This window comes from Pseudaeromonas sharmana, from assembly GCF_042649925.1.
GTDB classification, from domain to species: Bacteria; Pseudomonadota; Gammaproteobacteria; order Enterobacterales; family Aeromonadaceae; genus Pseudaeromonas; species Pseudaeromonas sharmana.
On the sequence record NZ_JBHSAF010000014.1, the window covers coordinates 868109 to 880368 of the forward strand.

12 protein-coding genes and 10 tRNA genes are annotated in these 12260 nt (G+C 51.2%); 3 read left to right on the forward strand and 19 right to left on the reverse strand.

Annotated elements, in window-relative coordinates:
• Positions 1-95 precede the first annotated feature (95 nt).
• Both gap and ACFOSS_RS13630 read left to right on the forward strand, forming a co-directional pair.
• The gene (gene gap / locus ACFOSS_RS13625; protein ID WP_377153433.1) at positions 96-1097 is read left to right on the forward strand and encodes a type I glyceraldehyde-3-phosphate dehydrogenase; all 1002 of its coding nucleotides are present in this window, start codon (positions 96-98) and stop codon (positions 1095-1097) included.
• A gap of 70 nt (positions 1098-1167) precedes the next feature.
• Positions 1168-2061, forward strand: a complete 894-nt coding sequence (locus tag ACFOSS_RS13630; RefSeq protein ID WP_377153435.1) for a D-hexose-6-phosphate mutarotase — start codon at positions 1168-1170, stop codon at positions 2059-2061.
• A gap of 33 nt (positions 2062-2094) precedes the next feature.
• Here the strand turns inward: ACFOSS_RS13630 and nadA are convergent, their stop codons facing one another.
• The gene (nadA, locus tag ACFOSS_RS13635; RefSeq protein ID WP_377153437.1) at positions 2095-3150 is read right to left on the reverse strand and encodes a quinolinate synthase NadA; all 1056 of its coding nucleotides are present in this window, start codon (positions 3148-3150) and stop codon (positions 2095-2097) included.
• A gap of 128 nt (positions 3151-3278) precedes the next feature.
• On the opposite strand from nadA, the gene ACFOSS_RS13640 reads away from it, so the two are divergent.
• A complete protein-coding gene (locus ACFOSS_RS13640) occupies positions 3279-5414 on the forward strand; it encodes a methyl-accepting chemotaxis protein (RefSeq protein WP_377153439.1) in 2136 nt (711 codons plus the stop codon).
• Between the two features lie 44 nt (positions 5415-5458).
• Here the strand turns inward: ACFOSS_RS13640 and ACFOSS_RS13645 are convergent.
• The 18 genes from ACFOSS_RS13645 to cydX all read right to left on the reverse strand — a co-directional run bounded on the left by ACFOSS_RS13645 (position 5459) and on the right by cydX (position 12253).
• Positions 5459-5534 (reverse strand) — tRNA-Lys (locus ACFOSS_RS13645).
• A gap of 9 nt (positions 5535-5543) precedes the next feature.
• Positions 5544-5619: transfer RNA gene (locus ACFOSS_RS13650), tRNA-Lys, on the reverse strand.
• A gap of 9 nt (positions 5620-5628) precedes the next feature.
• A tRNA-Val gene (locus tag ACFOSS_RS13655) sits at positions 5629-5704 on the reverse strand.
• An 83-nt stretch (positions 5705-5787) separates the two neighbouring features.
• A tRNA-Lys gene (locus tag ACFOSS_RS13660) sits at positions 5788-5863 on the reverse strand.
• 9 nt (positions 5864-5872) lie between these two features.
• A tRNA-Val gene (locus ACFOSS_RS13665) sits at positions 5873-5948 on the reverse strand.
• 83 nt (positions 5949-6031) lie between these two features.
• Positions 6032-6107: transfer RNA gene (locus ACFOSS_RS13670), tRNA-Lys, on the reverse strand.
• Between the two features lie 10 nt (positions 6108-6117).
• Positions 6118-6193, reverse strand: a tRNA-Val gene (locus tag ACFOSS_RS13675).
• Between the two features lie 9 nt (positions 6194-6202).
• Positions 6203-6278, reverse strand: a tRNA-Lys gene (locus ACFOSS_RS13680).
• Between the two features lie 10 nt (positions 6279-6288).
• A tRNA-Val gene (locus tag ACFOSS_RS13685) sits at positions 6289-6364 on the reverse strand.
• A 10-nt stretch (positions 6365-6374) separates the two neighbouring features.
• Positions 6375-6450: transfer RNA gene (locus ACFOSS_RS13690), tRNA-Lys, on the reverse strand.
• Positions 6451-6607: 157 nt separating this feature from the next.
• Positions 6608-7378, reverse strand: a complete 771-nt coding sequence (gene ybgF / locus ACFOSS_RS13695) for a tol-pal system protein YbgF (RefSeq protein ID WP_377153441.1) — start codon at positions 7376-7378, stop codon at positions 6608-6610.
• A gap of 13 nt (positions 7379-7391) precedes the next feature.
• Positions 7392-7898 (reverse strand): peptidoglycan-associated lipoprotein Pal, encoded by a 507-nt coding sequence (pal, locus tag ACFOSS_RS13700; protein ID WP_377153443.1) that lies wholly within the window; start codon positions 7896-7898, stop codon positions 7392-7394.
• Positions 7899-7926: 28 nt separating this feature from the next.
• Positions 7927-9228, reverse strand: coding sequence for a Tol-Pal system beta propeller repeat protein TolB (gene tolB / locus ACFOSS_RS13705; RefSeq protein ID WP_377153445.1), 1302 nt, complete (start codon positions 9226-9228; stop codon positions 7927-7929).
• Positions 9229-9402: 174 nt separating this feature from the next.
• Positions 9403-10467, reverse strand: a complete 1065-nt coding sequence (gene tolA / locus ACFOSS_RS13710) for a cell envelope integrity protein TolA (protein WP_377153447.1) — start codon at positions 10465-10467, stop codon at positions 9403-9405.
• Positions 10468-10483: 16 nt separating this feature from the next.
• Positions 10484-10918: a protein TolR gene (gene tolR / locus ACFOSS_RS13715; RefSeq protein ID WP_377153449.1), complete on the reverse strand. Its 435-nt coding sequence runs from the start codon at positions 10916-10918 to the stop codon at positions 10484-10486.
• Between the two features lie 2 nt (positions 10919-10920).
• On the reverse strand, positions 10921-11607 hold the full coding sequence (tolQ, locus tag ACFOSS_RS13720) for a protein TolQ (RefSeq protein WP_449301180.1): 687 nt from the start codon (positions 11605-11607) through the stop codon (positions 10921-10923).
• Positions 11579-12007: a tol-pal system-associated acyl-CoA thioesterase gene (ybgC, locus tag ACFOSS_RS13725; protein WP_377153451.1), complete on the reverse strand. Its 429-nt coding sequence runs from the start codon at positions 12005-12007 to the stop codon at positions 11579-11581. The genes tolQ and ybgC overlap by 29 nt, the downstream gene beginning before the upstream one ends.
• Before the next feature lie 138 nt (positions 12008-12145).
• Entirely contained in the window at positions 12146-12253 is a 108-nt protein-coding gene (gene cydX, locus ACFOSS_RS13730; protein ID WP_377153453.1) for a cytochrome bd-I oxidase subunit CydX, read from the reverse strand.
• Positions 12254-12260: the final 7 nt, after the last annotated feature.

Consider the following 12260-nt stretch of genomic DNA (forward strand, 5'->3'; position numbering starts at 1 on the left):
GCAATTTAGACCGGGTTTACAGTTGACTCACACCCCGGTTCTTGTAAATTTACTAGCGGATTTTTTCTGTTGAACAACAAACGTTGGGTACAACTATGACTATCAAAGTAGGTATTAACGGTTTCGGCCGTATCGGTCGCTTCGTATTCCGCGCTTCTTTCGAGCGTGCAGATCTGGGCATTGAAGTTGTCGGTATCAACGACCTGATCGACGTTGAGTACATGGCTTACATGCTGAAGTACGACTCAACTCACGGTCGTTTCAAGGGCACCGTAGAAGTTAAGGATGGCAACCTGGTCGTTAACGGTAAGACCGTTCGTGTTACTGCAGAACGTGACCCGGCTAACCTGAAGTGGGATGCTATCGGTGTTGACGTTGTTGCCGAAGGTACTGGTCTGTTCCTGGACGACGCTACCGCTCGCAAGCACATCACTGCTGGCGCCAAGAAGGTTGTCATGACTGGTCCGTCCAAGGACGCTACCCCGATGTTCGTAATGGGTGTTAACCACACCGAATACGCTGGTCAAGACATCGTCTCCAACGCTTCTTGCACCACCAACTGTCTGGCTCCGATCGCCAAGGTTCTGAACGACACTTGGGGTATCGAATCCGGTCTGATGACCACTGTTCACGCTACCACTGCTACCCAGAAGACCGTTGATGGTCCGTCCGCTAAGGACTGGCGTGGTGGCCGCGGCGCGGCTCAAAACATCATCCCGTCATCTACCGGCGCTGCTAAGGCTGTTGGCGTAGTTATCCCTGAACTGAAGGGCAAGCTGACTGGCATGGCCTTCCGTGTTCCGACTCCGGACGTTTCTGTTGTTGACCTGACCGTCAACCTGAAGAAGCCCGCCAAGTACGAAGACATCTGTGCTGCAATGAAGGCTGCTTCTGAAGGCGCGATGAAGGGTGTTCTGGGTTACACCACTGATGAAGTTGTTTCCAATGACTTCGTCGGCGAAACCTGCACCTCTGTATTCGATGCCAAGGCTGGTATCCAGCTGACCGATACTTTCGTTAAGGTTGTATCTTGGTACGACAACGAAATCGGTTACTCAAACAAGGTTCTGGAGCTGATCGCTCACATCTCCAAGTAATTGGAGTTTGAGAGAGACATACTCATAGAGGCGGCCAATTGGCCGCCTTTTTTGTTTGTGGAGTAGAGACATGCAAGAACAATTACAACTGACTACCCTGCGTCAACTCACCGCCTCTGTCACTCTCGCACGCAATGCTGCGGGAATGGAGTTCCTCGTTGTCAAGCGTCAGGAAAGCGAAGCCATCATCAGTCTGTTTGGCGCGCACGTGCTGCATTATGCCCCTGCTGGTGAAAGCCCCTGGCTCTGGCTGAGCAAGGACGCCATTCTTGATGGCAGTCGCGGTATTCGCGGTGGCATCCCTCTTTGCTGGCCCTGGTTCGGTCCGGCACCTGCACGGGTGGGCGCAGGTAAACCCCAACACGGCTTTGCCCGGAGCATGCACTGGCAACTGGACGGCATCAACGATCTACAAGAGAGCACCCTGCTGCATATGTCACTGCACGCAAGCGACGAAAGCCGTGCTATCTGGCCTCATAACTTTACGCTCGAACTGGATATATGCATCAGTAACGAACTCACACTGCTGCTCAACTCCATCAACACAGATAGCACATCATGGTGTTATTCCGGCGCGCTACACACCTATTTTGAGTCAGTCGCTACCGAGCAGGTTCACATCGATGGCATCGGCGCTATCTATGCCGACAAGCTGCAGCAAGGAAAACAGTGCGAAGAGCAGGCATTCGCTCTAACGGGACCGGTAGATCGCGTCTATCTGCACCCCGAGCACCAGGTACTCCTTCGCACTGGCACAACCGACCTCCTACTGGATAACCACAATGCAGACTCCATTGTCGTCTGGAACCCGTGGCACCAGGGCGCAGCTGGCATGGTAGACTTCGATAACGAGGGCTGGAAAACGATGATCTGCGTGGAAACGGCCATCACTGCGGCCGATGGTGTCGAGGTCGCCCCCGATGAACAGCACTTGCTGGGCGTGACCATCAAGCGCAACGGTTGAGCGATACCAAGTTAAAAGGCCCTGATGGGCCTTTTAAATATTGCTGCTGACCTTATGCTGCAATTGGGCCGCAAAATCTAACATACGACGCAGGGGCACCAATGCGCGTTGACGTACCGACTCTTCAACAAAGATTTCGTGTCCACCCTCTTCACTCAATGCCGAATGAATAGCTACCAGCCCATTCATTGCCATCCATGGGCAGTGCGCGCAGCTGCGACACGTGGCGCCATCGCCCCCTGTCGGAGCTTCTATCATCACCTTGTCTGGACAGGCTTGTTGCATCTTGTAAAAAATACCGCGGTCTGTGGCCACAATCAGTGTCTTGTGCGGTAAAACTTGAGCGGCCTTGATAAGTTGGCTGGTTGAACCGACAGCATCGGCGATGGCTATAACCGCCTCAGGCGACTCGGGATGCACTAACACAGCGGCATCAGGGTAGCGAGCCTTTAATTCGAGCAGTGCCCGCGACTTAAACTCATCATGGACGATACAGGCCGCCTGCCAGCGCAGCATGTCTGCCCCTGTCTTCTTGGCGATATACGCGCCGAGGTGACGATCGGGAGCCCAGATGATCTGCTTACCTTCAGCATCCAGGTGCTCAATTAGCTCAACAGCAATACTCGAAGTGACAATCCAATCCGCGCGGGCTTTCACCTCAACCGAGGTGTTGGCATAGACAACCACAGTGTGATCTGGATGTGCATCGCAAAAGGCAGAGAAGGCCTCAGCAGGACAACCTAAATCCAGTGAACATTCCGCCTTGAGTGTTGGCATTAACACTCGTTTCTCAGGACTGAGAATTTTGGCGGTTTCTCCCATGAAGCGAACACCGGCGATGATCAAGGTATCAGCCTGATGCTGCTGACCAAACTTAGCCATCTCAAGAGAGTCACCGACAAAACCACCGGTCTCCTCAGCCAAGGCCTGGATCTCTGGGTCGGTATAGTAATGAGCGATCAAAACAGCATTATGCTGTCCCAATAATGCCCGGATCCTGGCCTTGTAGTCATCCTGCTGCTCAGTGGATAACGGGATTGGCTTTGGGGGAAATGGGTAATCCAAGGCGGAGACTTCAATACTGCTCATCTTCCAACGTCCATAAAAGCTTTTTCTGACCTGATTATACCGATAGCCTTTGAGATCCCCAAACATTGCATCCGCGCCCACCAACAAGAACAGAATCAACTACGCTGATAAAAACAGCGGAGGTGGCAATGCGCGAACTATCCTTGAGAACCAAATTATTCCTGTTTGTAACGCTGATTCTGTTGCTTAGCAGCGCAATTACCACCGCCATCCTCTGGCAATCACTTCATAAAGCCAATACACAGATTGTTACTACAGTAACCACGGCTCAGGCCCAGGAAGTTAATAACAGTTTGGTAGGAACGAGCGGAATTTATGGGGAACAAATAGCGACATTCATAAACCAGGCCTATCAAGTTCCGATGATGGTAAGTCAGTCGCTAGCTCAAGGTTTTGCGGTACCGGAATTGGCCCTGTCTCGACCACAGCTGGAAAATCAGCTTCGTGGAATCATTACCGGCAATCCGACTATCAGTTCTATTTATACCCAGTTTGAGGCTAATGGCTATATCGATAAGGACGAGCAGTGGCTAGCTGGTGATACCTCTCATTCGGTATCTGGTAAAGGATCCCTGGAGATTTACTTCATCCACGACCGTGAAGGCGCAGTGGTGCAACAGGCGATTGATGAGGCAACCAGTGCGGCAAAATACGACACCAGCCTCAATGAGTTTGGTATCCGAAATGCCGAATGGTATCTCTGTGCAAAAGACACCCTCAGGCCTTGCTTGATGGAGCCTTATTTATACGAGATTAGTCCAGGCTACAGCGAACTGATGACCAGTCTGACGGTGCCCATTCTACGCACTGGCAAATTTGTTGGCGTCGCGGGGGTCGACCTGAACCTGCCTAACTTCCAATCATTGACCGAACAGCTCGCTGGCTCCCTCTATCAGGGTAAAAGTCAGGTGTTATTATTGAGCAGCAAAAAGCTCATTGTGGCCAGTAGCGACCACAAGGACAAACTGGGACGACCATTCCGCGAGCTGCCAGCTGAGGAACAGGCAGCCTGGTCTGCAGGCCTTGATTCCCAAAAAACACAGTGGCAATCCACGGATAGGCTTTTTGCCCAATATCCCGTCACGATCCCGTTTTCCTCGCAACAATGGACCTTGTTGGTCTCTGTCCCCAAACAAGAGGCTCTGGCGCAGGCCAATAAGATCGCGACCGAACTGGATACATTAGTGACCGGTGTTGGCAGCAGGCAGATCCTGATCGGTGCAACAATTACTGTCATGTCACTGATTGTCTTGATGGTTCTGCTAGCCAGCATTGCCTCACCAATCCGAACAATTACCCAGCACGTTGCCGAACTGACCTCTGCAGAAGGTGATCTGACCCGCCAGATTACGGTCCACAGCCATGCTGAGTTGATCGCGCTGTCTAATAGCTTGAATCAGTTTATTAATAAACTACGCGTCATGGTGCTCGAATTGAAACACATTGAACAGGATGTGTCTCAGGAGGCTGAACAGGTCAGTCAAATTGCCATCGAGATCGATGCCAGTGTCGAGATGCAACACCGGGAGGTTGATAATGTTGTTACCGCCATGCATCAAATGAGTACGACTGCCCGTGATGTTGCCTGTTATGCTGCGGAGGCTGCATCCGAATCTGACAAGGCAACAGCACTGACACATGGTTCTCAACAAGCAATGGCTGAAACACGTGGCCAGATTGAACAATTGGCCGTCGATATGAACACCGCCAATGCCGCAATCGGTCAAGTTGCCGCCTGCAGTAATAACATTAATCATATCCTTGAAGTTATCCGCAACATTGCTGAACAAACCAATCTATTGGCACTCAATGCCGCCATTGAGGCTGCCAGAGCCGGTGACATGGGACGGGGTTTTGCGGTCGTTGCAGACGAAGTTAGAGCATTGGCAAATAAAACTCGCGCGTCAACAGACGAAATTGGCAATCTGATCAGCGACCTGCAACAAGAGGTCAACAAAACGACCGGTATTATCAATTCCGGCGTGACCAAAACAGGCACAACCGTCAGCAGCGCCAACCAAGCCTACGAATTATTGATGGAGGTGGTTGCCCAGATTCAGGGGATGAACGATCACATTACTCAAGTTGCAACAGCCGCAGAAGAGCAGAGCTCCGTCAGTGAGGAGATCAACCAAAATCTGACCCGTATAGGTGATGCCGCGACCGACTTGGCTCAGCTGGCTCGTCGTGCCAGTAGTGGCGGTCATGGCCTTGCAGATCAGGTCCGTCGCCTGGAGCAACAACTCAGCAGACTCAGAACCTGACCTGCCCGCATAACAAAAAGGCCCGCTGCTGCGGGCCTTTTCAATGGTGGGTTGTGAAGGGCTCGAACCTTCGACCAATTGATTAAGAGTCAACTGCTCTACCAACTGAGCTAACAACCCTTGATATGATGGTGGGTCGTGAAGGATTCGAACCTTCGACCAACGGATTAAAAGTCCGCTGCTCTACCGACTGAGCTAACGACCCATCTTAAACTGGTGGTCGCTACTGGGATCGAACCAGTGACCCCCTCCTTGTAAGGGAGGTGCTCTCCCAGCTGAGCTAAGCGACCTGGGACTAACTAGTGGGTTACGTAAATGGTTCGCTTCTCGAACTCATCTCCGACAACACTGTGTTTTTGTTAACACACTAAACTGGTGGGTTGTGAAGGGCTCGAACCTTCGACCAATTGATTAAGAGTCAACTGCTCTACCAACTGAGCTAACAACCCATTTAAAACTGGTGGTCGCTACTGGGATCGAACCAGTGACCCCCTCCTTGTAAGGGAGGTGCTCTCCCAGCTGAGCTAAGCGACCTGGGACTAACTAGTGGGTTGCGTAAATGGTTCGCGCCGCGAACTCATCTCCGACAACACTGTGTTTTTGTTAACACACTAAACTGGTGGGTTGTGAAGGGCTCGAACCTTCGACCAATTGATTAAGAGTCAACTGCTCTACCAACTGAGCTAACAACCCATTTTAAAACTGGTGGTCGCTACTGGGATCGAACCAGTGACCCCCTCCTTGTAAGGGAGGTGCTCTCCCAGCTGAGCTAAGCGACCTGGGATATCTGGTGGGTTGTGAAGGGCTCGAACCTTCGACCAATTGATTAAGAGTCAACTGCTCTACCAACTGAGCTAACAACCCATTTTGAAACTGGTGGTCGCTACTGGGATCGAACCAGTGACCCCCTCCTTGTAAGGGAGGTGCTCTCCCAGCTGAGCTAAGCGACCTGGGAATATCTGGTGGGTCGTGCGGGATTCGAACCTGCGACCAATTGATTAAAAGTCAACTGCTCTACCGACTGAGCTAACGACCCACTCATTTTGTCACCACTTTTCCGCTTTCGCTTCCTGGCGCTGACGGCGGCTTATATTACGGATTTGACTGCCTGACGCAACAGAAACTTCAAGTTTTTTGTCTGTTTGGTCAGGCTTCATCCAATACTGCTATTTTTCGCTCAATCCAGCAGCGTTCTACTTCGCATTGAGTGCTTTTTGCGCAAGTTGCGCCGACGGGGTGTCCGGATACTGCTTCATGACCAGTTGGAAGAACTTACTGGCTTTATCCTTATCACCTTCACTCAAACTGATCATACCTAATTTGAGCAGAGCCTCAGGCCGCTTGGCGGAATCTTTGAATTTTTGAGCCACGACTAAAAAGTTGGTCTTGGCTCCATCCTTGTCACCCTGATTATACAGCAGTTGACCCAGCCAATAGTGCGCATTTGAAGCCAAACTGGAGTCTGGATACTTGCTGATGAAACTTTGAAATGCCGGAACGGCTTTCGCAAAGTCTTTGTCCTTCATCACCAGATTTACAGCCGCTTCATACGCTTGTGTCTCTTCAGCTGACGCTGGTTTCGTTGCAGGCGCTGGAGTTACTGTGGTTTGTGGCGATGCAGCCGAGGCGGTGGTGTTAGCAGCGGTTGCCCCCGCACCACTGGCTACTGCTGTCGGTGGTGAGCTCTTGAGCTTATCCAGCTCCTGATACAACCCTTTTTGGCGATCAGTAGCCTGTTGCAACTTGTAATTGGCTTCCTCGAGGCTACCTCGAAGTTGACGGACTTCTTCAGCCAGGGAGTCAATTTGTTGCTGCAAATCATTCTGCATCATGTTGCGGGAATTGACTAACTTCTCGAGCTTATCAAGGCGTTCCTCAACAGATAGATCATCTGCATGAGCCCAAGACACGCCACATGAAAAAAGAGCGGCCATAACGGCCGCTTTTATCATTACGGTATTCATCAACCGCTAAACCTTAGTAGACCAGAACAGCGCGACGGTTCTTGGCGAACGCATCGTCAGAGTGGTTAGGATCTGCCGGCTTCTCTTCGCCATAGCTGACAACGGACAGCTGCATGGCATCAACGCCGAGGTTCTGCAGATACTTGGCAACAGCCTTAGCACGACGCTCACCCAGAGCGATGTTGTACTCCGGGGTGCCACGTTCGTCAGTATGGCCTTCTACCAATACCTTGATGTTGGCATGTTCACGCAGGAAATTGGCGTGAGCTTGCAGCAGTTCTGCATATTGGTTTTCGATAGCATCTTGGTCGAAACCGAAGTAGATAGTGTTCTCTTGACGCAGAGCTTCATACTTCTGACGCATTTGCTCATCAGCGGACAAACCTTGATCAGCAGTACCCAATGTTTCCATACCTTGTTCTTGTACACCAGCACCGGAATCTTCGGTGCTAGAGCAAGCAGCCAGTGTGAACATCGGCAGAGCGATCATCAAGCTTTTCAGCAGAGTGTTGAGTTGCATCTTATGTCCTTGCATATTCTATTGAGGGTTAGTTCAGGAACGGCGACCAAGCTGGCGCGCGAACCTCTCCATTGGTAGAAGGTAGATTTGCCTTGAAACGACCGTCGGCCGAAACCAAAGCCAATCCCTTTCTACCTTGGTAGATGGTGCTATAAATAATCATGCTTCCGTTTGGAGCCACACTCGGTGATTCGTCCAGTGATGTCTGGGTCAACACATAGACAGCACCTGACTCCAGATCCTGCCGGGCAATACGGTATTGCCCATTCACCCGGCTGACCATGACCACTGACTTACCGTCCGGGCTCATGGATGCCGCCAGATTCATATCGCCTTCCCACGTCAGACGCTGGGTCTGACCTGAGGCCAAATCTACTCTATAAATTTGTGGTTTGCCACCCCTCTCGGAGGTGAACACCAGGCTCCGGCCGTCAGGTGCCCAGGAGGGTTCGGTATCGATGGCCCGATCGGCAGTAACACGTGTCAATTGACGACTACCGATGTCCAGAACATAAATATCCGGTTGACCATCCTTGGAAAGAACCAACGCCAGCTTGCTGCCATCGGGTGACCACTCAGGAGCACCGTTGATACCAGGATAGGAGGCAACCATGGTGCGGGAACGATCGTAGATGCCTTGGACATAAATGGCTGGAGTACGCTTTTCAAAACTGACGTATGCCAGCTTGCGCCCATCCGGTGACCAAGAGGGTGACATCAATGGTTCGGGAGAACGCAACAATACACTCTCGTTGTAACCATCGTAATCTGCCACCATCAGATGGTACGGATACTGAGTTCCCGGATGGAAGGAAACATAACTGATACGGGTCAAAAAGGCGCCACGCTCACCGGTCAGCTTCTCATAGACGATATCCGAGATACGATGCGCAAATTGACGCAATTTCTTGGCAGGAACGACACTACTACCTGCTGTCAGCACGGTATTGGCATCACCCGCCTTGCCCTTCATGACATCAACCAGCTCAAAGCTGACTTTGTATTGACCGTCACCGGCAGGTTCGACCTGTCCCATCACCATGGCTTCGATGCCCATATTTGCCCAAATCGGGAAATTGACTTCGGTAGCCGTAGAAGGAGACTGCGGCATCTGGGTTCGAGCCAAAGGGGCAAACTTGCCACTGCGCATCAGGTCCGAGCTGATGACATTGGCTACATCTTCGGGTAAGCCAGACGCTGAGGACTTGAATTGCGGAACAGCGACAGGACGGCCGCTATCGATACCACCTGTTACCAGTATCTGTAATTCGGCCATGGCCGACTGGCTTAATGCCAGATAAGCCAACAAGGCACCAATCAGTTTTTTCATCTTCACCTACTTTCCAGGTTGCAACGTGAGTAACAAAAATTGAATCCATCCCCCGACAAGACAGGGAGATTTCGATACCCATTTAAACGACCCCAGCCTAACACCTGAAACCGGGGCTGTGTACACACTTTAGCCTGGGTGCAGACAACACCGCTGCACCCTTTGCTATTCACCTTACTGACCACCAGGATCCAGCGTTAACGAAAGAACGCCGTAATCTTGTGGCGGCTTCGGGAACTTCCCTATCCGGTTTACCGCAGCAATACCGGCATTACAGATTGTCGGATTGCCATCGCAAGGCCCTGCGGAGATCACCAGGCCATCGGGTGCGATCCGCACTTTCAGTACTGCTGTCTTACCAAACATGGTTCGGTCGATCAGCATGTTGCGTTTAACCATGTCGGCAACCAGACCACTGTATTGATCGTCTCCGTTACCACTACCAGGCCCAGCTTTATTACCGGCGGAGCCCGGAGTGTCACTGTCTAGATCACTGAAGAGATCCTCTTCCAGCTGCTGGGCTTCCTTTTTACGCGCGGCTGCATCGGCTTTTTGCTTCAACTCGGCTTTTTTCTTCTCTTCTTCTTTCTTCTTTGCCGCCGCTTGCTTCTGCTCTTCCGCCTTTTTCTTCTCTTCAGCCTGCTTTTTCTTCAGCTCTTCTTGTTTCTTCAATTCCTGTTGCTTTTTCAGCTCTTCTTCTTTCTTTTTCAACTCTTCTTCTTTCTTTTTCAGATCATCAAGACGCTTCTTCTCGGCATCCTGTTTCTCCTTTTCCTGTTTTTTCTTCTGCTCTTCTTCAAGGCGCTTTTGCTCGAGCTCTTTTTGTTTTTTCTCTTCGAGCTTTTTCTTCTCGAGTGCAATCTTCTTTTCGTTTTCCAGCTTTTGCCGCTCAATCTCTTTCTTGCGAACCGCCTCTTTTTCCGCCTGCTTCTTCTCTTCTTCACGACGCAAACGAATGGTTTCCTGTTCCTTCAGCTGACGAGTCTGTTCTAATACCTTTTTTTGCTCTTCCTGCTTCTGGAGCTGCTCCTGTTGCTGTTGCACTTTCTGTTGTTTGACAAACTCAGCATGTTGCTTGAATTGCAGTTCATCAATCACCACAGCGTGAACAACACCGCCGCCACCGCCGCCTCCTGGACGCTTGGGTTTATCCAGATTCCATTTCAGGACAAAGGCCAGGATCAGCAAGGCGTGCAATACCAGAGACACCACGACCGGACCGGTCATACTGCGTTTCACCGTCTGACTACTCCGATTACTTCTTCTTTCCGACAGGTTCTGTCATCAAGCCAACTGAAGGGACGCCCGCCTCTTTCAAGGCAGCCATCAGCTGAACTACAGCGTCGTAGGGAACTTTGGCATCCCCCTGGACGACCACGGGTGACTCTGGATTCATCTTCAGATACTGCGCAACCTGTCCAGCAAGGTCGACCAAGTCCAGCGTCTCTTTATGGGTATCACCGATATCAAGGAAATAACGCCCAGTCGCATCCACCGAGGCCACGACAGGGGTCTTCATGTCCTCATCGATCGGTTGTGAATCAGCCTGCGGCAAATCCACTGTCACCCCTTGCATGATCACGGGCGCGGTAGCCATAAAGATGATCAGCAAGACCAGCATGACGTCGATATACGGAACGACGTTAATCTCGGCGACAGCCCGCTTCTTGCTGCGTTGATGCACTTGCATGTTTACTCACCCTTGTTGACCAACTGGCGGTTGAGAATAGTGGAAAATTCGTCCATGAAATTGATATAGGCGTTTTCCAGCTTCTCGACTTTGGTGCTAAAGCGGTTAAAGGCGACCACGGCCGGGATAGCGGCAAACAGCCCCATCGCGGTGGCGATCAACGCCTCAGCAATAGGCGGAGCCACCATCGCCAACGTCGCATTTTTGACCGCAGCCAAGGCAACGAAGGCGTGCATGATGCCCCACACAGTACCAAATAGACCGATATAGGGGCTGATGGAACCAATGGTGGCCAGGACCGGCAGACTGGTCTCCAGATCATCAACCTCACGCGAGAGTGAGACACGCATGGCACGGTAAGTACCATCCATAACCATCTCCTGGCTGCGCAACCCGGTGTTGTGTAGACGAGCAAACTCCTTGAAGCCGGAGAAGAAGATCTGCTCCAGCCCACTCAACTCATCACGGCGCGATGAACACTCCTGATACAAGCGATTCAGATCAATTCCAGACCAGAAGCGCTCTTCAAATTGTTCAGAGGTTGAGCGCGCTTCACGCAACAAACGAGTCCGCTGCACAATGATGGCCCAAGAGGCAATCGACATGCTCAACAAAATCAGCATGACGATCTGTACCAGGGGACTGGCTTCGAAAATTAAATTAGTAAACGACAGTTGAGTGGGTTCCACTGCTAAAAACTCCCTTAATCACTTCTGGAAAAGCGGTTGGCCGCATCTGACTCAGGCTGACACAGGCAATGGTTACCCTGGCAGACACCAGTTGCTGGCCGCGCTCATCTTGGATTTGTTGCGTAAAAATGACCGATGCTCGTTTCAGTTCCTGAATAACACAGGTAACCGAGAGCATCTGGTTAAAACGTGCGGCACGGTGAAAATCGATATCGATATGGCGAACGACAAAGGCAACGTCTTGGCGTAACCATTCATCTTGTTCCACACCACGTTCCCGAAGCCACTCAGTGCGAGCTCTTTCCAGAAATTTCAGGTAGTTGGCGTTATAGACGATGCCACCGGCATCCGTATCCTCATAGTAGACGCGGACCGGGTACCTAAAATCTGCTGGTTGCATTTGGGGGAACACACTCCACCGTTGGAAAAGTGCGCCTAGTGTACCGCAGGTAAAATTGGGAAAGAAGGTGATCTGCCTCACTAGCAGATAGTGATATAAAAAAAACAGGCCACCGAAGTGGCCTGCATGGCATGGAAATCAATCGAGCTTGCGATCGAGATTTTCCGTATGCTCCAACCAAAGAGCATTAATAATCCCGAAGGCACAAGCCAGCAACAGGCCAAGGATCCAGGTGAAATACCACATGTTGTCG